At 44.4% G+C, this 22,667-nt stretch carries 17 protein-coding genes; 15 read left to right on the top strand and 2 right to left on the bottom strand.

Features of this window, described 5'->3' with window-relative positions:
- Positions 1–8 precede the first annotated feature (8 nt).
- On the bottom strand, positions 9–506 hold the full coding sequence (locus B9A91_RS13160; protein ID WP_084239246.1) for a DinB family protein: 498 nt from the start codon (positions 504–506) through the stop codon (positions 9–11).
- Positions 507–590: 84 nt separating this feature from the next.
- Positions 591–1,283 (bottom strand): helix-turn-helix transcriptional regulator, encoded by a 693-nt coding sequence (locus B9A91_RS13165; protein ID WP_084239248.1) that lies wholly within the window; start codon positions 1,281–1,283, stop codon positions 591–593.
- Between the two features lie 73 nt (positions 1,284–1,356).
- On the opposite strand from B9A91_RS13165, the gene B9A91_RS13170 reads away from it, so the two are divergent.
- The 15 genes from B9A91_RS13170 (at position 1,357) to sov (ending at position 22,629) form a co-directional block, all read left to right on the top strand.
- Entirely contained in the window at positions 1,357–2,535 is a 1,179-nt protein-coding gene (locus B9A91_RS13170) for an amidohydrolase family protein (RefSeq protein WP_084239704.1), read from the top strand.
- 14 nt (positions 2,536–2,549) lie between these two features.
- A complete protein-coding gene (locus tag B9A91_RS13175; protein ID WP_084239249.1) occupies positions 2,550–3,491 on the top strand; it encodes an NAD(P)H-dependent flavin oxidoreductase in 942 nt (313 codons plus the stop codon).
- 34 nt (positions 3,492–3,525) lie between these two features.
- A complete protein-coding gene (locus tag B9A91_RS13180) occupies positions 3,526–3,807 on the top strand; it encodes an acylphosphatase (RefSeq protein WP_200815639.1) in 282 nt (93 codons plus the stop codon).
- A 1-nt stretch (position 3,808) separates the two neighbouring features.
- Entirely contained in the window at positions 3,809–5,281 is a 1,473-nt protein-coding gene (locus B9A91_RS13185; RefSeq protein WP_084239251.1) for a lipopolysaccharide biosynthesis protein, read from the top strand.
- Positions 5,282–5,297: 16 nt separating this feature from the next.
- Positions 5,298–5,729, top strand: coding sequence for a dUTP diphosphatase (dut, locus tag B9A91_RS13190; protein WP_084239253.1), 432 nt, complete (start codon positions 5,298–5,300; stop codon positions 5,727–5,729).
- A 3-nt stretch (positions 5,730–5,732) separates the two neighbouring features.
- On the top strand, positions 5,733–6,791 hold the full coding sequence (locus B9A91_RS13195; RefSeq protein WP_084239255.1) for a tetratricopeptide repeat protein: 1,059 nt from the start codon (positions 5,733–5,735) through the stop codon (positions 6,789–6,791).
- On the top strand, positions 6,769–7,560 hold the full coding sequence (locus B9A91_RS13200) for a lipoprotein insertase outer membrane protein LolB1 (RefSeq protein ID WP_084239257.1): 792 nt from the start codon (positions 6,769–6,771) through the stop codon (positions 7,558–7,560). Before B9A91_RS13195 ends, B9A91_RS13200 begins: the two co-directional genes overlap by 23 nt.
- A gap of 22 nt (positions 7,561–7,582) precedes the next feature.
- A complete protein-coding gene (locus B9A91_RS13205; RefSeq protein WP_084239260.1) occupies positions 7,583–8,890 on the top strand; it encodes a murein hydrolase activator EnvC family protein in 1,308 nt (435 codons plus the stop codon).
- A gap of 56 nt (positions 8,891–8,946) precedes the next feature.
- Positions 8,947–9,408 (top strand): twin-arginine translocase TatA/TatE family subunit, encoded by a 462-nt coding sequence (gene tatA / locus B9A91_RS24415; protein ID WP_084239262.1) that lies wholly within the window; start codon positions 8,947–8,949, stop codon positions 9,406–9,408.
- Between the two features lie 10 nt (positions 9,409–9,418).
- Positions 9,419–9,622, top strand: coding sequence for a Sec-independent protein translocase subunit TatA/TatB (locus tag B9A91_RS13215; RefSeq protein ID WP_084239263.1), 204 nt, complete (start codon positions 9,419–9,421; stop codon positions 9,620–9,622).
- 40 nt (positions 9,623–9,662) lie between these two features.
- A complete protein-coding gene (gene gatA, locus B9A91_RS13220) occupies positions 9,663–11,120 on the top strand; it encodes an Asp-tRNA(Asn)/Glu-tRNA(Gln) amidotransferase subunit GatA (RefSeq protein WP_084239265.1) in 1,458 nt (485 codons plus the stop codon).
- A gap of 74 nt (positions 11,121–11,194) precedes the next feature.
- Positions 11,195–12,415 (top strand): lytic transglycosylase domain-containing protein, encoded by a 1,221-nt coding sequence (locus B9A91_RS13225; RefSeq protein WP_084239267.1) that lies wholly within the window; start codon positions 11,195–11,197, stop codon positions 12,413–12,415.
- Positions 12,416–12,519: 104 nt separating this feature from the next.
- Positions 12,520–14,835 (top strand): NADP-dependent malic enzyme, encoded by a 2,316-nt coding sequence (locus tag B9A91_RS13230; protein WP_084239269.1) that lies wholly within the window; start codon positions 12,520–12,522, stop codon positions 14,833–14,835.
- A 3-nt stretch (positions 14,836–14,838) separates the two neighbouring features.
- Positions 14,839–15,423: a Holliday junction branch migration protein RuvA gene (ruvA, locus tag B9A91_RS13235; RefSeq protein WP_084239271.1), complete on the top strand. Its 585-nt coding sequence runs from the start codon at positions 14,839–14,841 to the stop codon at positions 15,421–15,423.
- A gap of 3 nt (positions 15,424–15,426) precedes the next feature.
- On the top strand, positions 15,427–22,629 hold the full coding sequence (sov, locus tag B9A91_RS13240) for a T9SS outer membrane translocon Sov/SprA (protein WP_084239273.1): 7,203 nt from the start codon (positions 15,427–15,429) through the stop codon (positions 22,627–22,629).
- The last annotated feature ends 38 nt before the right edge of the window (positions 22,630–22,667 follow it).

Here is a 22,667-nt window from a genome sequence, read left to right on the forward strand (position 1 = left end):
TTGTATTTTTAAAAATCCATTTCATCGGCACTTGGGCCAAAACTGCCGGGTATAGGGATGTTGAGCAATCTCAGATATACACCTAATTGTGCCCGGTGATGAACAACCTGGTTCAGGCTCATGCGGATCACATCGGCTTTAGGCTCTACGCTGTAAACCTGCTCTCCGTTTCTTAGCGTCCAGCCTTTATCCAGCACCTCTTCATATTGATCTGTAAGATGGCTGCGCCCGTCTGCCAGCGACTTTTCAAAATAGGCGAGCAGCTCTTCTGTATTTTTGATGTCTTCCGGTTGATAAGGGTTATTGGCAAAATCCAGTTCATCGGTAGTTAGCGCCATTGTTATCCAGGAAGGAAGTTCGGCGATGTGTGTAGCCAGCCTTTTAACCGTCATACTTTTTGGGTGCGGCTGCCAGTCAAATTTATCGGTTGGTACTCTTTCCAGCATTTTACGGGTGGTTGCTGCTGCTTCATTCAGTTCTTTCAAAAACATTCCAATTCTGTTCATAACGTTGTTTATTTGAGTTTTAATGATTAACAACACAAAGAAACAGAGGGGCACTGACAACCCTATGGCAGTCTGTTTTTTTATCTAATATTTTACAGGCAATAACTTCATGTACTCATTGATGTGCATGTGGTCCGTTTTGCGGAACGGTATTTCCAGGTTCCTTACTTTTTTGATGCGGGAGACCCTGAAATCGCGGTATTCCCTGCGTAGGTGGCACCAGGCAATCAGGTGCCAGTTAAATGCATAGAATACAAGCCCTATAGCTTCAACTTGGCGTTTGCTACTTTCTTTGTTGTTGTTCTGGTAATCGAGCTCTATTACATACTGACCTGATATTGCATTTTGAAGACCGGCCAGATGGTCAAACTCCTCATTGATCATTTCATGGTGCAGCTGGAACTTGATGCTGTCATTGAGCAGTTCCAGTTTTTCCTTTTGCGAATGTTTCAGTACGGCCTTTACCTTATTAAGGGCGGTTGTATAATTGGTAAAAATAGATTTGTCTGCAAAGCGGGACACCAGTCGCTCCATGATCAGCAGGGCATTGGCCTCATCAGAAGTGAAAGAGACAGGGGGCAGGAAATAACCCTGTACAATAAAGTAACCTTTGGGCTGCTCAAAGCTGATGGGTACTCCTTGTTCCAAAAGTGCTTTTACGTCGCGATAGACCGTACGTATGCTGATCCCGAATTGTTCAGAAATTTTTTCTGCAGTAATATATTTCTTGGTTTGCAGCAGTATAAGTATGCCAAAAAGGCGGTCTATGCGATTCATGGGAGCTGGAATGGTGTTGCACAAATATAACAGATGGGCAGGGCGTTTGCATAAAAAATTCTTTAATTTGCATATGATATCTCCTGTTTCTGCAACATATATTTATCCTGTTTCTGCCCCGCCCGTAAAGAATGGCGTTTTAACTTTTGATGAACAAGGCACGATAACAGGTGTTTTTACAGCAGAGGAAGCCCGGGAGCGGCAGCTGAAAAATATACGGCATTATGAGGGCTTACTGGCTCCGGGTTTCGTAAACACACATTGCCACCTGGAGCTTTCTCATTTGAAAGACCAGATTCCGCAGCATACCGGCTTGCCTGAGTTTGTACAATCGGTGATTAAACTCAGGAACTTCAATGCGCAGGAACGGGAGGAGGCTATGGCAAAGGCTGATGCGGCTATGTATGCAAGCGGTATTGTAGCTGTAGGTGATATTTCCAATCAACCCGTTACAAAGCCTATCAAACAGCATTCAAAGCTATATTATCATACTTTTCTGGAGATTATGGGCTTCAGGCCAGAACAGGCCGAAGCCATCATGGAAAGGGTGAAGCAGTTAAAAGACGAGTTTGGATCGCTCCCGATATCTATAGTACCCCATGCACCTTATTCTGTATCGTCCGAATTATTTAAGGTGTTGGCTGAATATGCTGCGGAAACAGGCGGGCCGATCAGCATTCATAACCAGGAGACCAAAGAGGAAAACGATTTTTTTGAGCGTAAAGAAGGCGGCTTTTTAGATCTTTTTGAATTTCTGGGGCAGGACATAGACTTTTATCAGCCATCCGGAAAAACATCGTTGCAGACTTACCTGCCACTTTTGCCGCCTGAGCTAAAAACCTTGCTGGTCCATAATACTTATACCTCTGCTGCTGATGCCACTTTTGCAGCGTCCGTTCATCCGAACTTATATTGGGGCCTTTGCCCGAAAGCAAATTTATATATAGAGAACCGCCTGCCTGATGTAGACATGATGCGCAGGGCCGGGTTGAGGATCACGATAGGAACGGATAGCCTGGCCAGCAATAACAGTCTGGACCTGCTATCGGAGTTAAATGTATTGCAGCAGCATTTTAATGTCCCTACGGAGGATTTGCTGAAATGGGCTACATTCAATGGCGCAGAATTTTTAGGGATAACGCAGCAGTTTGGTAGCTTTGAACCTGGAAAACGGCCGGGGCTAAACCTGCTTGGCTTTAAAGAACAGGATGGAAAAGTGATTTTGGGCAATGAGCTACAGCGTTTATTATAAATTAATGCAGATTTATGAAGAACAGGATTACTGAACTTTTTAACATACAATTTCCTATTATACAGGCAGGGATGATCTGGTGCAGTGGCTGGCGGCTGGCATCAGCAGTTTCCAATGCAGGTGGCTTGGGCATCCTGGGAGCCGGCTCCATGTACCCGGAAGTACTGCGTGAACATATTCGCAAGTGCAAGGTTGCAACTTCAAGACCTTTTGCTGTAAACGTACCCCTGCTTTATCCGAATATACAGGAAATCATGCAAATTATTGCCGAGGAGCGGGTCCCCATTGTATTTACCTCTGCCGGTAACCCAGCAAGCTGGACTTCTTTTTTAAAGGAGAAGGGGATGGTTGTAGTGCATGTAATTGCCAATACCAAATTTGCATTGAAGGCTGAAGCATGTGGTGTGGATGCTATTGTTGCGGAAGGATTTGAAGCCGGAGGACATAACGGCAGGGAAGAAACCACCACCATGTGCCTGATTCCTATGGTATGTGATGCAGTGAAGATACCGGTGATTGCCGCCGGTGGAATTGGCAGCGGAGGGGCAATGCTTGCAGCCATGGCCCTGGGCGCCGAAGGGGTACAGATTGGGTCTGCTTTTGCTGTTGCAGAAGAGTCATCTGCACATCCGAACTTTAAAGAACGCATTGTCCATGCCGCAGAGGGGGATACCCAATTGAGGATGAAAAAGCTGGTGCCGGTACGTTTGCTGAAGAATGAATTTGCCGATGCCGTTGCCCTGGCAGAAGCCGGTGGGGCGAGTGCGGAGGAACTGGTAAATATTTTAGGGAGAGCAAGGGCAAAATTGGGTATGTTTGAAGGAAATATGCAGGAAGGTGAACTGGAGATCGGGCAGGTATCGGCAATGCTGAAAGAAATAAGGCCTGCGGCGACAATTTTAGAGGAAATCTGGCAAGGGTTTTTAGCTGCTAAAACCAGGCTGCTAGCACAATAACATGCTATATTTGTAGATCAGGAAAAGAAAGTAAATGAAAATTATACATATTGATGTCAAGATAACAGGTAAGGTTCAGGGGGTTGGGTTTAGAGAGACTACCAAGTATGTCGCAGATCAGTCGGGAATTAAAGGTTTTATCAGAAATGAGGCAGACGGCTCAGTATATATTGAAGCAGAGGGCGGACAATGGGAACTGGATTCTTTTCTGGAGTGGTGCAATGACGGACCGGATCGGGCTAAAGTAGAGAATTGCGAAGTGAGCCAATCAATGGAGCCTAAACACTTCAAAGATTTTGTAATCTTAAAGAAATAGGATGTCGGCTATCAAAAAATTTCTTGGACAGACAGCCATTTATGGAGTGACGACAGTTGTGTCGAGGATGTTCAATTTTATCCTTACACCTTTGTTTACTGGGGTATTCCAACCGGCAGTGTATTCCATATTTACAAAAATGTATGCCTCTGCATCGCTGATCAATGCCATACTGGCTTTTGGAATGGAAAGTACTTATTTCAGGTACCTTAACAAACACGAGGATAAACGACAGGAAGTATATAATAATTCCTTTTTTACCGTTGGTTTTCTTTCCCTGCTTTTTCTGATTACAGGCCTGCTGTTCGCAAAGCCAATTGCTATTCATTTTTCTACTGAACCGGGGCAGGTAACGGATTACATGAGTTATGTAAATTATTTTGTGTGGCTATTGTTTATCGATGCCATTTGCGTAATCCCCTTTGCAAAGCTCAGGGCCGATGGAAAACCGATTAGGTTCAGCGTGATTAAGTTTCTTAACATTGGGAGTTTTATTGGTTTTAACCTGTTTTTTTTATTTGTTGTACCGGCTATCATCAGGACAGAAAGTTCAATTGGGCACTGGTGCGCCTCCTGGTATAGAGAGGGATGGATTGGCTATGTCTTCATTTCTAATCTGATTGCTAGTGTGTTAACATTGCTGCTGTTGGTTCCTGAACTGCTGAAGTTAAAGCTGAAGTTTGATGCAGAATTGTTTAAGAAGATGTTTTCATATTCCTGGCCTGTTCTTATAGCGAACTTATCTTTTGTAGTGAACGAGAACCTGGATAAGATGATCCTGGAACCATTGGGCGTTTCAGCCTATAACCTTGGGGTATATGGCGCGGTCTGTAAGATTGCAGTATTTTTAAGTCTTTTCATAACTGCATTTCGTTTGGGGGCAGAACCCTTCTTTTTCAGTCATGCTAAAAATGCGAATGCCAGAACGACTTATGCTACTGTACTCAATTATTTTGTGGTCGCACTTGCTCTCATTTTTGTAGGCCTGGTTGCCAACATAGAGATACTGAAACATTTTATTGATAAAGAATACTGGGTTGGACTAAATGCAGTGCCCATCTTATTGTTTGGCTACGTATGCCTTGGCATCTATAGCAACTTATCGATCTGGTATCGCTTATCAGACCAGACTAGATATGGACTATACATATCTGTAATTGGTGCAATCATCACCATTGTGCTCAATATTGTATTGGTACCCGTTTACGGCTTTATGGGCTCGGCCTGGGTATCCATGCTGGCATATTTTGTAATGATGGTGATCTCTTACGTACTGGGACAAAAAAATTATCCTATTCCGTATAACCTGAAACGGATCCTATGGTATATGTTGGTATCAATTATACTTGTTGCCCTTTCTTTTTGGGTATTTAACAGAAATATTTATATTGGAAATGTCTTGTTTCTCGTTTTCATAGCTGGGTCATTTTATGCGGAGAAAAAAGAATTGAAACAAATACTCAAAGGAAAATAGTTTTGAAAATAAGCTTATGAACATTAATATCATTAACCATTCAGGACATCCCCTGCCACAATATGAAACTGCACATGCCGCAGGGATGGACCTGCGTGCTGCTATAGAAACAGAGATTACCATTAAACCTTTGCAGCGTGTGCTGGTTCCAACAGGTTTATATATTGAACTTCCGGTAGGCTATGAAGCGCAGATCCGTCCGCGCAGCGGCCTGGCCTATAAACACGGGATCAGCATTGTGAACGCTCCCGGCACCATTGATGCCGATTACCGCGGAGAGTTGAAAGTGCTGCTGGTGAATTTATCGGACACAGATTTTGTGGTGAATAATGGCGACAGGATAGCACAGATGGTAATAGCCCGGCATGAAACCGTGGTGTGGAATGCAGTTGAAGAACTGAGTGATACCGCACGTGGAGCAGGGGGGTATGGACATACAGGAAAATAGCAGATGAAATACACGGTGTTTTTATGGATTTTACTGGGCTGTATAACTACAGCGGCCGCACAGCCGCCGCCGGTGGTTGCTCAGGTAGACAGCAATGTCATAAAAACACTTTTTTTTGCCGGTCTCCGAGATAAACTGAGTGAAGATTATAATAAAGCAAACGAGAGTTTTACTAAAATACTGGCCATCGATCCTAATAATTCGGCTGTTCATTACGAAATTGCGGTACTGAACTACCGGCAGAATAAACTTTTTGAGGCCGAAATGGCCATCAAAAAAGCAACTGCTGTTAATGCCAATAATATCTGGTACTGGCTGCTGATGGCTGAGTTGTATAAGCGAAAAGGAGATATGGAGGCTTTGGTGAAGGTCTTGAACCAGATGATCAGGCTCTCTCCGCAAACCGAAGCTTATTATTTTGACCGCTCCAATGCCTGGTTGCTGGCGGGTAAAACTGAAGAGGCCATGAAGGGATATGAGGAGCTGGAAAAGAAATTTGGCAGTTCAGAGGCTTTGGTTCATGCAAAACAAAGAATAATTGCAGAAAAAACACAGGGCAACGGAGCAACGCCCCAGGATAACAGACAGGCAGAGGCTTCGCTTACACCAGATCAGTCTAAACTGCTGCTGGCAGAAAAGCTGTTTAAACAGGGTGACCTGAATGGCGCGCTGATCCAGTATAAATCTATACTGAAAAATACGGATCAGATCTACGTGGCCTGGGAACGTACGCTGAATATCGAAGTTGCACTGGGACTCTACAAAGAAGCCCTGAAAACTGCCGATGAGGCTTTGGGAATTTATCCAAATCAGGCGGTTTTGTATTACCATCTGGCCATTGCCTTGCAGCGGGAAGCCAGGTACGCTGAAGCGCTGGTAAATATCAAGTCGGCTTTGCAACTCGATGAAGGGAACGGTCTTTATATGGAGCTATACGGTGATGTATTGTATTTAAAGGGGGATAGAGACCTGGCTTTACTGCAATGGAAAAAAGCCAAAGCAACCGGTATGGGATCGGAAAAATTAAATAGGAAGATCAATGAGCAGAAGTATGTGGAATAGGTTGATATACATGGTATTGGTTATGGGTGCGTTGCTGGGATGTAAGGTAAGGAAAGCAGTAGTTGTTGTCCCTCCGACGGATGCAGCGAAGGCAATGAGCAGCAAAAAAGCAGAAAACCTGGCTTTGCTCAAAAAGAACGATCTTGCATTTAATACCCTTGCTTTAAAAGGGAAGGCCGGTCTGGATATCAATGGCAACACAAATAATGTGAGCATGAACATCAGGATGAAGAAAGACGAAATGATTTGGATCAGTGTAACTGCCATAGCTGGAATTGAAGTTGCGCGGGTATTGATTACTCCCGATAGCCTTAAGGTTAGAAACAACTTTCAGAATGTATACCTGAAAAAGCCTTTTAGTTATGTTCATACCTTTACCAATAAACAAGTGAATTTTAAATTGCTGCAATCTATATTCTCGGGAAATACGATTGATGATTTTATGACCGAAGAATCTGAACTGGAGCAGAAGGATGGTGTGTGGGTGTTAAAAGGGCAGCAGCAGGATCTGGCTTACAGAGTGTTGTTCAATACTTTGATGAAGGTGCAGGAGAACAATCTGAATGATGTAAGATCGGGTAAAGCCTTGAAAGTTGTATATGGCGATTACCAGAAAGTAGCGGATGAGCTGTTCCCTTCGAGCATGCAGATCAGTTCGATGGCAGGGGCTAAAAACGTAGGGCTTAAGCTCGACTTTTCAAAAATTGAACGCAATCTTCCGCTTGATTTTCCGTTTAGTGTTCCAGGGAAGTATGAAGTAATAAATTGATTTTTTTTATACTTTTGACCCAATGAAGCTACGCAAATCCCTTATACTCTTATTATTTGTTTTCTTTACCCTCGTCACATCGGCCGTATTTGCCCAAAGCAGTGCGGAGCTCAAAAGAAAAAAAGAAGCTATACAAAGGGAGATTGAACTCCTGCAGCGCAATCTGACAAAAACTGCAAAAAGTAAGAAACTGACATTGGGGCAGATCAGTGCGTTAAATGCAAAGATTAACCTGATGCAGGATAAAATCACGGTGATTAACTCGGAGATCAAAAATCTGGACAACCAGATTCACGAAAATACCAACACGGTGATCAGTCTTAAAGGACAACTTAGCCAGCTTAAAAAAGAGTATGGTGCCATGATCCGCTTTGCACAGCGCAATAAGAATGCCTATGATAAGATGATGTTCATTTTTGCGGCCAAAGATTTTAACCAGGCTTATAAGCGTATTAAGTACCTGCAGCAATTTGGACAATACCGTAAAAAACAGGCGGGATATATACAGGGTACCCAAAAAGACCTGAACAATAAAATTGTTGTACTGGATAAAAACCTGAAAGAAAAAAGCAATTTGCTGCACGAACAGGAGAATGAAAAAGACAAGCTGGGCAAGAACAAGTCGGAACAATCGGCCGTACTGAACAAGTATGCCAAACAGGAAAAACAATACCAAAAGGATATTGCCGCCCGCAAGAAACAACAGGCACAGATTGACAGGAGCATCAGGGCTGCTATTGCTCGTGAGATTGCATTGGAACGTAAACGTGCAGAGGAAGCTGCAAGGGCTGCTGCTGCAAAAGCCGCCGCTGCTGCCGCCGCCGCTGCTGCAAAAGCCAAGGCCGAAAACAGGCCTGCGCCGGCTGCTGTCCCTGCGGCCAAGCCTAAAGCCGGGGGCGACTACCTGGCAGCAACGCCAGAGGCGGCAAAATTGTCCTCTGCATTTGAAAGCAACCGTGGGGGATTGCCATGGCCGGTAGCATCGGGATCTATTACCGAAAGTTTTGGTAAACATAAAAGTGGGCAGGCCAATTATGATAACGTTGGTATTACCATACAGACTGCTGATGGTGCAGCGGTAAGGGCCATCTTTAACGGTGAAGTTAGAAAGGTAAGTGGTGTAATGGGTAAATACTATGTACTCATCAGGCATGGGCAGTTTTTTACCGTCTATTCGAATTTAAGATCTGTAAGTGTTGGGGTAGGTGACAAGGTGACGACCAAACAAACCATTGGTGTTGTGGCCCTTGAGGGCGGAGTGCCTGAATTGCAGTTCCAGATATGGAGGGGGCAAACGCCTCAGAACCCTGCCGGATGGATTGCGAAGTAAACTATTGCAATTAAAATGATTATATTTGTGTTAAAGAGGTAAAAACAGAGCGAAAGATGTATACAGGTACGTTAGTTGAATTCTTAAATATGGGCGGTGGAGAGATCATGCTGATCCTTGCCGTTGTACTTTTGTTATTTGGAGGTAAAAAATTGCCTGAACTGGCGAGGGGGCTGGGAAAAGGATTGAGAGAATTTAAAGATGCATCTGATGGCGTAAAACGTGAAATCCATAGGAACATTAATGCCGTAGGTATAAATGATGAGATCAACGAATTTAAATCTGCATTTAATGATGAGCCCTCTAACCGGAACCATCCATACGCCCATACTCCAAATGATGGCACCTATACACCAGATCCTTATTCGGGGCATGATGAACCTTACAGTGAGGCCGCAAATTTTGATAAACAACAGGCTGCGGCCCATACCGAAGATACAACAAAACCAGGCACAGAGCACAGTCCTGCCGATAGCAACGAACACACTAAAACAGAAACAGATAAAACTAAAAATTAATTAAAACATCATGTTTGACACAACAATATTAGCCATGCTTGGCGGGCCGGAAATTGCCATAATCCTGGTAATTGTACTATTACTTTTTGGTGGCAGAAAAATTCCTGAGCTGATGCGTGGTCTTGGAAAGGGGATTAAAGAATTTAAAGATGGTAAAGATGGTGCTGATGATCCGGTTGAGCAAAACCGCAGCAACACCAATAAACCTGTATAGGATTACCAATCTGATTTTTTAATTTAATGTATTCTTTATTTTGAAGAAGTATAGCTCCTTAGCAGAGATACAAACCCTTATTGAGCAAAAAAAGCTCAGCGTGCCCGGGTTATTAGACTATTATTTTAAGCAAATAGAAGAACATCAACACCTCAATGCGTTTAATGAGGTGTTTTTTTATTCTGCGGCCAGCCAGGCGAAGCTTGTGCAGGAGAAGATAGATAAAGGTATGCAGGGCAAACTTGCCGGAATGGTTATCGGTATCAAAGATAACATCTGTTACCAGGACCATAAGGTAAGTGCTTCTTCAAAAATGCTGGAGGGCTTTGTTTCCCCCTATTCCGCAACCGTGGTTGAGCGGCTGATTGCAGAGGATGCAGTCATCATAGGCCGGTTAAACTGTGATGAGTTCGCCATGGGCGGTTCCAATGAAACTTCTTATTATGGCCCGGTAAAAAATGCCGCAAACCATGGAAAGGTTGCCGGAGGCTCTTCGGGTGGTTCGGCGGTTGCTGTTCAGGCAGATTTATGCCTGTCAGCATTGGGAACGGATACCGGAGGTTCGGTAAGACAGCCTGCGGCTTTTTGTGGCTGTATAGGTTTGAAACCGACCTATGGCCGGATTTCAAGATACGGTGTGATCGCCTATGCCTCGTCTTTTGACCAGGTCGGGACCATAACTTCTTCAGTTGCTGACGCAGCCATTTTGCTGGAAGTATTGGCGGGGGCCGATGCCTACGATAGTACAGTCTCCAGATTGCCTGTTGGTGCATATCATAAGGCTTTGGAGGACGCCGGCACGCGGGGAGCGCAGGAGCCTAAGAAAATTGCAGTTTTAAAGGAGACGCTGGAAAGCAGCGCCCTGGATGCCGACATCAAAAATAGCATACTTGAAGCGATAGACGAATTTAAAGCACAGGGACATACCGTAGAATATGTGTCTTTTGATTTACTGGATTACCTGGTGCCTGCCTATTACGTGCTGACGACTGCAGAGGCTTCATCCAATTTATCACGTTATGATGGAGTACATTACGGGCACCGTAACCTGGAAGCTGGAAGTTTAGATGAACTCTACAAATTGTCGAGGGCAGAAGGTTTTGGTGAAGAAGTAAAAAGAAGGATCTTATTGGGAACTTTTGTGCTGAGTGCGGGTTACTACGATGCTTATTATCAGAAAGCACAGCAGGTGAGGCGCCTGATCAGGGAAAAGATGGAGGAAATGCTCAACCATTTTGACGTTATCATCAGTCCGGTGACCCCGACGCCAGCTTTTAATATAGGAGAAAATATTGATGACCCGCTGGTCATGTATATGGCGGATATATTTACTGTATTGGCCTCATTGACGGGAATTCCGGCAATTGCTATTCCTTTGGGCAATAATACCAACGGTTTACCGTTAAGTGTACAGTTAATGGCCAGACATTTCGCGGAACAGGAGCTATTGTCCTTATCCCACACTTTTTTAAATGCCAGGCAATTGATTAACCATTAAACCAAACCATAAGCCTTTGCACCACCAAATGCCTGTGACAGAACATAAACATTAAAAAAACTAATGATGTGCCTATGAAACTAGTAGTACGTTGTGTATCTTATTGCATGTTAATCCTGAGCTGTCTTTCTGCAACAGCACAAATACGGAGTCTTAATTTAACCGATACCACCTATGTACCGATGGTGGATGAGACTGTTTTCTATAATCATAACTATATTTACAAAGCCAGGCTGGACTCCATAGAAAAAACGGTGCCGCTCAGCTACAATGAATTTGTACAAAAGTACATTGACATTTATGCCGGACGTAAGGATATGATGGGAAAGATGCTTGGATTATCCGGCTATTATTTCCCAATTTTCGAAAAAGCATTAAAAAGCTATAATATTCCGGAGGAGATCAAATACCTTCCTATTATTGAATCTTCTATGAACCCGCATGCGGTATCGAGAGTTGGCGCTACCGGATTGTGGCAGTTCATGTTTGCTACGGCAAAAGGCTATGGCTTAAACATGGACAACTTTGTAGATGAGCGTAAGGATCCTATTCAGGCCAGTTATGCTGCTGCTGCCTATTTTAGGGATGCTTATGAAGAGCTGGGCGACTGGCTGCTGGCCATTGCCGCCTATAACTGCGGTATGGGGAATGTAAATAAGGCCATTGCAAAAGCAGACTCCAGGGATTTCTGGGAGATCAGGCGCTTTTTACCTATGGAAACGCGCAATTACGTGCCAGCTTTTATTGCTGCGGTCTATGTAATGAACTACTCGGGCAATCACCAGATTAAAACCCAGAAACCCGCATTGTTAAAAAATACCGATACCATCCAGGTAAGCCGCTTTGTTTCTTTGACTTCATTGGCCGAGGCCATGAATGTTGAGACAGAGGAATTACTGAATCTGAACCCATCTTATAAGAAGAAGATTGTGAACGGGACTGAAGATGCGCCCAAACGGGTAATTTTACCGAAAGTAAACCTGGCCAGTTTTACCCGGATTTATGAGCTGCTGAACGAGACGGAAGCAGATTTAGACAGACATGTCATCCTGGCTTCCAACGATGGAAGAGTGAAGCGTAAAGCCAGAAGTGCCAGTGCGGCGAAGCCTGCTGTGGTATACCATAAAGTGCTGCAGGGGCAAAATCTAAGTGTTATAGCTGATAAGTATCATGTGGAAGTGCAGGATCTGAAAGTATGGAATAACCTGAAGAGTTCTTCTATTGTACCAGGCCAGCGCCTAAAGATATTCAATAATGCCGAAAGCAGGCACGCTGCAAAACCTTTTAAAGGTTAGCCTCAGGTTCTGCTGCTCTTTTTCCGGATTAAATTTATGTGCGTTTTTTTATTTATGGCTTATCAAAAGAATTGTAACTTTGGCCCCTTACATAGGATCATTTTATGAGTAAGATTAATAGAAAACAAGATGCACTGGACTACCACTCGCAAGGGCGGCCCGGAAAAATTCAGGTTATACCAACCAAGCCAACAAATTCTCAAAGAGATCTGGCACTTGCGTATTCACCTGGAGTTGCAGAACCTTGTTTAAAGATAGCCGAAAATACAGAAGACGTTTATAAATATACTGCCAAAGGAAATCTTGTAGCAGTAATAAGCAATGGTACCGCAGTTTTGGGTTTAGGTAACATTGGTCCGGAGGCAGGTAAACCTGTAATGGAAGGAAAGGGCCTTTTGTTTAAAATATTTGCTGATATTGATGTTTTTGATCTGGAGCTGGATACCACAAATGTGGACGAGTTTGTTAAGATCGTAAAAGCCCTTGAACCTACTTTTGGCGGGGTAAACCTGGAAGATATCAAGGCACCTGAGTGTTTTGAAATTGAACGCAGGTTAAAAGCGGAAATGAATATTCCGGTGATGCACGACGACCAGCATGGTACAGCCATTATTTCTGCTGCTGCATTGTTAAATGCCTGCGAACTGCAGAAAAAGAAAATGGACAAAATAAAGATCGTAGTAAACGGTGCAGGTGCGGCGGCTATTTCCTGCTCACGTTTATACGTTTCCTTAGGTGCCAAAAAAGAAAATATTGTGATGTGCGACAGAGCAGGCGTGATCAGGAATGACCGGGAGAACCTGGACGAAATCAAAGCCGAGTTTGCCACGTCCAGGAAACTGGATACACTGGAAGAGGCAATGAAAGATTCTGATGTATTTATCGGATTGTCGTCTGCAGATTGTGTGACAGAGGAGATGCTGAAGTCTATGGCTAAAAACCCTATTGTATTTGCCATGGCTAACCCAAATCCGGAAATTGCTTATGAACTGGCCATTAAATCCCGTAAGGACATCATTATGGCTACCGGCCGTTCTGATTATCCTAACCAGGTAAACAATGTGTTGGGTTTCCCCTATATTTTCAGAGGAGCGCTTGATGTGAGGGCCACCGCTATAAATGAGGAAATGAAGATCGCAGCAGTAAGAGCAATTGCCGAACTGGCCAAGAAATCTGTTCCCGAGGCAGTAAATATGGCCTATAATGAAAAGAATATCAAATTTGGTAAAGAATACATCATCCCGAAGCCAATGGACTTAAGGCTGATGACCAATGTTTCGGCCGCTGTTGCTAAAGCAGCAATCGAATCGGGAGTGGCCAGGAAAGTGATTACTGACTGGGATGCTTACGAAGAGGAACTGAAGCACCGCCTGGGAATGGACGATGCCATTATGCGTGCAATTACCAATAAGGCGAAATCTGATCCTAAGCGCGTGGTTTTTGCCGAAGCAGATCATTATAAGATATTAAAGGCAGCGCAGATCGTAAAAGACGAGAACATTGCCATTCCTATTTTATTGGGTAATAAGGAAGTTATTGAAAGGATCATTGAAGAAAGCGCGCTGGATCTGGAAGGTGTGACGATCATTGACACTTTTAAAGAGCCCCAGCTGATGCAGAAATATGGACAGGCACTTTACGAAAAAAGACAGCGCCGCGGACTGACACTGTTTGAGGCAACTAAACTGATGCGCGATAGAAATTACTTTGGTGCATCTATGGTAGAGTTTGGTGAGGCGGATGCCATGATTTCTGGTCTGACCAGAAATTACGTATCGACCATTAAACCTGCTTTGCAGGTAATTGGTACTGCTCCTGGTGTTAACAGGGTGGCAGGGATGTACATGATGATGACCAAAAAAGGACCTGTGTTTTTTGGGGATACTACAGTAAATGTTGACCCTACGGCAGAGGAACTGGTAGACCTTACGTTGCTCGTTGCGCAATCGGTAAGTAAATTCAATATTCATCCGCGTGTAGCACTGTTGTCTTATTCCAACTTTGGCTCTAACCAGGGCGTTGTTCCGGAGAAGGTAAGAAAGGCAGTAAAAATATTGCATGAAAAACATCCTGAGGTGATGGTTGACGGAGAAATGCAGGGTAATTTTGCAATTAACAATGCCTTGTTGAGAGACAATTTTCCGTTCAGCAGACTGGTAGACGGACCGGCAAACACATTGATCTTCCCCAACCTGGAATCAGGTAATATTGCTTATAAGCTTTTACAGGAATTGGGTGAAGCAGAGGCTATAGGGCCTATTTTGCTGGGCTTAAACAAGCCTGTTCATATTGTTCAACTTGGAAGTTCAGTTAGGGAAATTGTAAATATGGTTACCTTAGCAGTACTGGATGTTCAGGGAAAAGAACAGGAGGCATACCCTAAAAAAGGCGGATTTTTAAAAAGAACAGCTAAGAAATAGAATATGTTTGAGTATATTGATGGCAAGCTAGCTTTTAAATGCCCTACGTATATCGTTGTTGAGGCGGGTGGTGTTGGCTACCATTTGAATATATCTTTAAATACTTATAGTAACCTGGCAGATACCGAAAGGTGTAAGGTTTATACCTGGTTGCATGTAAAAGAAGATGCGCACACCCTTTATGGCTTTGCTGACGAGGGTGAGCGCAGGCTTTTTTTACACCTCATCTCTGTTTCCGGTATTGGTCCGAATACAGGGAGAATGATGCTCTCCTCGATCACTCCGGCTGAAATTCAGACGGCAATAGTGAATGCGGACCTTGCATTGATCCAGCGGATTAAAGGGATTGGTGCAAAATCTGCGCAGCGCCTGGTTTTAGAGCTGCAGGACAAATTGAAAAAAGAAGGATCAGGCTCATTGATGGCTGCTCCATTAAACAATACAGTAAAAGAAGAGGCGCTGTCGGCATTGATGATGCTTGGCTTTGCGAAACCTGCTTCTGAAAAGGCAATAGACAATGCGGTGAAAGTAGGTGGGCAAGATTTGTCTGTTGAACAAATGATAAAAATAGCATTGAAGAATTTATAGAAATTGCCCTTGAAAAACTTATTAACGCTATTTCTCTTCCTGATGGTTACTTTTGGCGGACAACAGGCTTTTTCGCAGGTTACACCGCAAAAGTCCAGGCAGGACACCGCAAGAAATTCCTTCGGCCTGAAGGAGAAGAAAAGACTTGGAATCAGGTCTTTAACAACTCCTTTTTACCCCTTACCCGACAATTTACACCGAAAAGTTGAATACGACGCTTTAAATAAAAGATACATCATCCAGGAACTGCTGGGAGATAAGCCTTTTGGGCCGGTTCAATACCTTACCGTAGATGAATACATGCGCCTGATAAACAGCGAGATCAAGCGAGAAAACTGGCGGACACTGTCTGACCAGGAAGTTAACGATGTACGGAGAACAGGTATCATTCCAAGTCTTAAGATAAACAGCAGGGCCTTTGAAAAGATTTTCGGGGGGACTACCATAGACATACAGCCCCGGGGCGAGGCTGAACTTACATTCTTAGGCCGCATTAATAAGAACGAAAACCCCTTGTTTAATGAGCGCCAGCGTGTGCAGGGAAATTTTGATTTTAACCAGCGTATTCAGATGGATGTGATTGGTAATATCGGTACCAAGCTGAAAATCAACATGAACTACAATACAGAAGCTCAGTTTGATTTTGAAAACCAGGTAAAGCTGGATTATACTGGTGGTGAAGACGATATTATTCAGAAAATTGAGGCAGGTAATGTAAGCTTACCTTTAAATACCACACTCATTAATGGTACCCAGGCCTTATTCGGGGTAAAAACCCAACTCAAGTTTGGCAAGTTAAACGTGGCCACAGTATTTACCCAACAGAAATCGCAATCCAGGCAGATCCAGATCAATAACGGGGCGCAACAAAATGAGTTCAGGCTGAATGCCGATAACTATGAGGCCAACAAACACTTTTTCCTGGCGAGATATTTCAGGGACAATTACAATAAATCGCAGCTGAATGCGCCAACCATTACGTCTGGTGTGCAGATTACCAAAATGGAGGTCTGGATTACCAATAAGTCGGGCAATACCCAGGATTCAAGGGATGTACTCGCTTTTCTTGACATGGCCGAAAACCAGCCATACAACAGCGGCATTGCCGGCGGGGCCTCGGTACTTCCATCGGCTTTTACAAATCCTCAGTTTCCCAGGAGTTCTAACGACCTTTTGAGTAAAATCCCCGCGAATTCGAGGCTGACCAATTCCAATGAGATCATTTCTTATTTTGCGCCAACAGGCGGCACAGACAACTATGCCAAGCTTACCTACGCCAGAAAGCTGACCGACAGGGAATATTATTTCCATCCGCAACTGGGTTACATCTCCCTGAACAATGCACTAAACTCAGACGAGGTACTGGCAGTTGCCTACAGGTATACTTTTAACGGGGTGGAATACCAGGTGGGGGAATTCTCTACCGATGTTCCATTTGACCCGGGAACACCAAAAGTTTTGTATACCAAGTTGCTGAAAAATGATGTAATCAAGACCAGCCTGCCTACCTGGGACCTGATGATGAAAAATATTTATTCTATTGGGGGCTATCAGATCAGTCAGCAAAACTTTAAACTGGACATATTCAGGATCGATGAACGGACTGGTGTGGAAAAGCCCTTGATACAGGAGGGCGAAAAGCTGGATGCAGACCGCAGGCCCCTGAACGGAAAGCAATGGATACAGGTGACAGGACTTGACCGGCTGAACCAGCAAAAGGAACGTAAGCCCGATGGGGTTTTTGATTTTGAAACAGAGAACCGGCCGTTTGGCACTCCGGCAAACAATGGGCAGACCCCAATTTTTAACAGCCCTAACCCGGGAGGTACAAACAATAGCAATACACAGCTGAATTTCTCGCTGAACACCGTAAATGGCTATATCACCATAGATCCGCTGAACGGAAGAATTATTTTTCCGCTGATAGAGCCGTTTGGAAAGGATCTTGCCGACCAGTTTTTGCCTACAGAGCAGGCATTGATCGATAAATATACCTTTACCGCATTGTATGATTCGACAAAGGTGATTGCCCAGCAGCTGTTCAGCAACAGGAACAGGTATGTGATCAAGGGGGCATATCAGTCGGAAATTGCCTCGGAGTTCAGTTTAAATGCCATTAACGTCCCGGAAGGCTCGGTAAAGGTTTTTGCCGGGACGATCCCATTGCAGGAAGGGGTAGATTTCACGGTAGATTACCAGGGAGGAAGGGTCAGGATCATTAATCCGGCTTTACTGAGTTCGGGTCAGCCTATCCGGATATCTACAGAAAACAACGAGCTTTTCGGATTGCAGCAACGTTCATTGTTCGGGACAAGGCTGGATTATAAGGTGAACAACAAGCTGAACCTGGGCGGTACCCTGATGAACCTGACGGAAAAGCCCTTGACGGCTAAAGTGAACATTGGCGAGGAGCCGATTTCGAATACCATGTGGGGGTTGGATATGAACTACAGTTCGCCTTCAAGGTTTCTGACCAAGCTGGTAGATAAATTACCCCTGATCTCAACCAAGGCGCCTTCCAGTATTACGTTTGCCGGGGAATTTGCACAGTTGATACCCGGGCATCCCAGCGCGTTGAATTTTGGCGGTAAGAAGGGCGGAGTGAGTTATCTGGATGATTTTGAAGCTTCACGTTCGGTGATAGACCTGAAGAGTGCGGTAGCCTGGCAGTTGTCAGGAACACCACAGCTTTTTCCCGAGGCCAGCAGGATAGACGACCTGAGCTATGGTTTCAACAGGGCGAGAATAGCCTTTTATAATATTGATCCTCTTTTCTACAACAGGAGCACAGGAAATATCCCGGATAACCTGAGAAACAACCGGAACGAGCTTTCCAATCACTATGTCCGTGAAATTATTGAGCAGGAAGTTTTTCCTTTTAAAGAAACCAGTACAGGACAAGCCATTACCCTACCCACGCTCGACGTTGCTTTTTACCCCACACTCCGCGGGCCTTACAACTATACCACTACCGGTTTTAACGCAAATGGTACGCTTACCAATCCGCGCTCGCGTTGGGGCGGTTTGTTCAGGAGGATAGAAACCAATGATTTTGAAGCACTGAACATTGAATATATTGAGCTTTGGGTAATGGACCCCTTTATTTATAAACCCAACTCGGCCGGGGGCGATCTGTATTTTAATTTGGGTAACATCTCTGAAGACATCCTGAAAGATGGTCGGAAATCCCTTGAGAACGGATTGCCAGCTGATGGCGACCCATCCAAGTATGATGAGACCAACTGGGGTAGGGTGCCAAAGCTGCAACCGGTGGTACAGGCTTTTGACAACGACCCTGCTGCAAGGAAGGTGCAGGATGTTGGTCTGGACGGTTTGTCGAATACAGACGAGAAAACAAAATTTGCCAATCTGATCAATCAGATCAAGGCGCAGCTGAACCCGGACGCGGCAGCAGAGCTTGACAACGACCCTTCATCGGATGATTATGTTTATTTCAGGGGTAGGGCGCTCGATCAGGCAAATGCAGGCATATTGAAAAGGTATCAGCGGTACAACGGGCCGGAAGGCAATTCCAAAACCGCACAACAGTCGCAGGAAGATTTTGGTGTAGACAACTCTGCTTCCACTTCTCTACCCGATGGAGAAGACATCAACAGGGACAACAACATGACCCAGAGTGATGAATATTTTGAGTATAAAGTTTCCATGCGTCCGGGTGATCTGATGGTTGGACAGAACTTTGTAACTGATAAGATCACTTCGCAGGTTAAATTGGCAAACGGGCAGACGCAAGCTGTAACCTGGTACCAGATCCGGATTCCACTGGCACAGCACACGCAAAGAGTTGGAAATATTCAGGACTTCAAATCTATCCGTTTTGTGCGGATGTTTATGACCAATTTTGCCGATACTGCTGTTCTGCGGTTCGGAAAGATACAGTTGGTTAGGGGTGAGTGGAGGCAGTATAACGCAAAGAACGAAGCTTCGCAAATCATCCTTGACCCCGCCTTGCAGAATGCCGGACCAGATAATTCGACTATAGAAATTTCTACAGTAAACATTGAAGAGAACGGCAAGCGTACCCCTATCCCTTACGTGATACCGCCGGGAATAGAAAGGGAACGTGATTTCAGCAATTACAGGGGCGATACCCGTCAGAACGAACAATCACTTGCGGTAACCATCAAGAACCTGAGAGATGGTTATGGAAGGGCGGCATTTAAAACTGCACTTAACGATTTCAGGTCGTATAAACATCTGGAGATGTACATTCACCTGGAGGCATTGGGTAACTCGCCGATCAACGATAACGAGCTGAGTGCCTTTTTGCGGATAGGGACGGATAATCAGGACAACTATTACGAATATTCACAACCACTAAAGGTTACCCGTCCGGGTACGAGTGATCCGTATTCTATCTGGCCCGATCAGAATAAACTGGACATTCAGCTGGAGTTATTTCAGAAGGCAAAGATTGCCCGTAACAATGCCCTGGATAGTGATGGACTGCCATGGAACATCAGTAAGCCTTTTACTTATGTGGTTGACGGAAAGACGATTATTGTGAAGGGGCAGCCCGATATGAGTAAAGTAAGGGTTTACATGCTTGGTGTGATGAATCCTTACCGTAACGGTGCTAATCCTGCAGGAGATGATGGGCTGGATAAAAATGCACAGGTATGGTTCAACGAAATGCGGCTGACGGAATTTGATGAACGTGGCGGCTGGGCGGCAACTGCAAGGATGAACGCCAAGCTGGCGGATTTTGCGGATGTTAATGTGTCGGGAAGTAAATCGACCATTGGTTTTGGTGCATTGGAAACAAGAGTTAGTGAGCGGAACAGGGCAGATAATGTGTTTTTTGATATCTCATCCAGCGTGGAGCTGGGTAAGTTCTTCCCTCAGAAAAGCGGTATTAAAATTCCGATGTTTGTGAGCCATTCGAGCCAGGTCAGCACCCCTCAATATGACCCTAAGATGCCGGACATCGAACTGAAAAATGCATTGGATAAGGCCTCCAAACCGGAAAAGAAGGCCATCCTGGAATACGCACAGGATTATACCACCAGGAACAGCATCAACTTTACCAATGTAAGGAAGGAACGTACCAATCCGGACAAGAAGCCGCAGCTATGGGACATTGAGAACTTTAATGTAAGTTATGCGTATACGAAGTTGTCGCACCGCGATTTTATCAACGAAAACAACATACAAAAAACTTACAGGGGCTCGCTGGCTTACAATTACTCAGGGCAGCCGAAGTCTATTGAGCCTTTTAATAAGATCATTAAAACAAATACCCTGGCGCTGCTTAAAGATTTTAACTTTAGCATCCTGCCAAGTGCTATCAATTTCAGGATAGATGTTGATCGCTATTATGCAGAAAACAGCTTGAGGAACAACGACCCTAATAATGCAATCCCGATCAATACCACTTTTAACAAAAATTTCCTGGTAACACGGGTATACGGTATTTCCTGGAATCTGACCAAATCACTGACTCTGGATTTTGATGCCACCAACTATTCCATTATAGACGAACCGGAAGGTAGGATTGAAGGGTTGAAAAGAGACACAGTATGGCAAAACCTGAAGCGTTTGGGCCGGACCACTGATTATAACCACAACATGAACATTACCTATTCGCTGCCAATGAACAAAATTCCGGGCATGGACTGGGTAACAGTGGCGACACGGTACGGTACCAATTTCAACTGGCAGACCGAACCGTTGTCAACCTTAAGGGATCCTCAGATCGACCTGGGCAATACCATTCAGAATTCGCGTACGATACAGGTAAACCCTACCTTAAACCTGGCTGGCCTATACAATAAGTTTGGTTTTGTAAGACGTGCGGGAGGTGCTGGCGATAAACAGGTGTCGGGAGGAACCTCATTCTTTGTAGGGTTACTGACAAGTGTTAAAAATGTAAATGCGGCCTTTACACAAACCAAGGGCACATTTTTGCCAGGCTATCTGCCAAGGGTGAGTTATTTTGGCTTGGACGAAGCTACAGGGGCGCCTGGATTGGGATTTGTTTTCGGTAGCCAGCGCGACATTCGGCAAATGGCTTTAAACAATGGCTGGATTACCAGGGACACCCTACAAAATCAGCTATACATCAATACCTTAAGGGAAGATCTGAGCATAACGGGTTTGGTTGAGCCAATCAAAGATTTGAGCATTACTTTAACAGCCAATAAAAACCGTACACTGAACTATTCCACTAATTTCAGGTACGATCAGACACAGCGGGATTTTGATAATCTGAGCCCTTTTACTACCGGCGATTACAGTGTCTCATTCATTTCACTGGGTACTGCATTTTCTGAGAAGCAGGGCAGTACTTACTCTAAACTGTTCAGACAGTTTATGGACAACAGGCAGGTGATCTCGCAACGTCTGGGCGAAACCAATGTGAATTCAGGAGGGCGAGGCCCGTCTGGCTATGCTGATGGTTATGACAAGAACTCGCAGGACGTAATTGTTTCTGCATTTCTGGCTGCATATACCGGTAAAAGCGCTTCATCCATTAGCCTGAACTCCCTACCAAAAATTCCGTTGCCAAACTGGCGCTTAAACTATAGGGGATTAACCAGGATTCCTTTCCTGGCCGATCGTTTCAGTTCTATTGATCTGCGGCATTCCTATCGTTCTGTATATAGTGTTAATGGCTTTAACTCACTGATCCGCTACAGGGAAACCAATGGCTTTGTGAGCAGCAAGGACGAGAACGGGAACTTTCTGCCTTTTTACCAATATACCCAGGTGACTATTGCAGAACAGTTTTCTCCGCTGATTGGCGTAGACACCCGACTGAAAAACAACATGACGCTTAATTTTGAACTGGGCCGGACGAGGTTGTTGGGTTTGAGTATGGCCAATAGTCAGCTTGCGCAGTTGTCGGAAAACAATATGGTTTTCGGCCTGGGCTACCGCACTACAAAGTTCCGCTTCCCTTTTGGTTTGTTTAAGGGGTTAAAGACAGATAACAATATGGACTTTAAGCTTGATATAGCTGTGCGGGATAACAAAACAGTTATTTACAGGGCCGATGTGATTGAAGCGGAAGTTTCATCCGGTGCCAAAAACATTACTTTGAGACCTAGTGTTGATTACATCCTGAACCAGCGTTTTAACATCAGGGTATTCTACGATTCGAATGTTACCAAGCCTTACACCTCTCAAACCTTTAACACATCGTTCAGTAATTTTGGTTTTAGCCTGAGGATTACACTGAATTAGAGTTGTTTTAAATGAGCAGATTTAATTACCTTTGGTGC

The sequence above is a fragment of the Pedobacter africanus genome, from assembly GCF_900176535.1.
GTDB classification, from domain to species: domain Bacteria; phylum Bacteroidota; class Bacteroidia; order Sphingobacteriales; family Sphingobacteriaceae; genus Pedobacter; species Pedobacter africanus.

Bases quoted from the DNA above. Each gene is read 5' to 3' on its own strand.
- B9A91_RS13215 (WP_084239263.1), top strand. From the start codon at position 9,419: ATGTTTGACACAACAATATTAGCCATGCTTGGCGGGCCGGAAATTGCC.
- B9A91_RS13205 (WP_084239260.1), top strand. From the start codon at position 7,583: ATGAAGCTACGCAAATCCCTTATACTCTTATTATTTGTTTTCTTTACC.
- ruvA (WP_084239271.1), top strand. From the start codon at position 14,839: ATGTTTGAGTATATTGATGGCAAGCTAGCTTTTAAATGCCCTACGTAT.
- B9A91_RS13175 (WP_084239249.1), top strand. From the start codon at position 2,550: ATGAAGAACAGGATTACTGAACTTTTTAACATACAATTTCCTATTATA.
- dut (WP_084239253.1), top strand. From the start codon at position 5,298: ATGAACATTAATATCATTAACCATTCAGGACATCCCCTGCCACAATAT.
- B9A91_RS13160 (WP_084239246.1), bottom strand. From the start codon at position 506: ATGAACAGAATTGGAATGTTTTTGAAAGAACTGAATGAAGCAGCAGCA.
- B9A91_RS13170 (WP_084239704.1), top strand. From the start codon at position 1,357: ATGATATCTCCTGTTTCTGCAACATATATTTATCCTGTTTCTGCCCCG.
- tatA (WP_084239262.1), top strand. From the start codon at position 8,947: ATGTATACAGGTACGTTAGTTGAATTCTTAAATATGGGCGGTGGAGAG.
- B9A91_RS13185 (WP_084239251.1), top strand. From the start codon at position 3,809: ATGTCGGCTATCAAAAAATTTCTTGGACAGACAGCCATTTATGGAGTG.
- B9A91_RS13165 (WP_084239248.1), bottom strand. From the start codon at position 1,283: ATGAATCGCATAGACCGCCTTTTTGGCATACTTATACTGCTGCAAACC.
- B9A91_RS13200 (WP_084239257.1), top strand. From the start codon at position 6,769: ATGAGCAGAAGTATGTGGAATAGGTTGATATACATGGTATTGGTTATG.
- B9A91_RS13180 (WP_200815639.1), top strand. From the start codon at position 3,526: ATGAAAATTATACATATTGATGTCAAGATAACAGGTAAGGTTCAGGGG.
- B9A91_RS13195 (WP_084239255.1), top strand. From the start codon at position 5,733: ATGAAATACACGGTGTTTTTATGGATTTTACTGGGCTGTATAACTACA.
- B9A91_RS13230 (WP_084239269.1), top strand. From the start codon at position 12,520: ATGAGTAAGATTAATAGAAAACAAGATGCACTGGACTACCACTCGCAA.
- B9A91_RS13225 (WP_084239267.1), top strand. From the start codon at position 11,195: ATGAAACTAGTAGTACGTTGTGTATCTTATTGCATGTTAATCCTGAGC.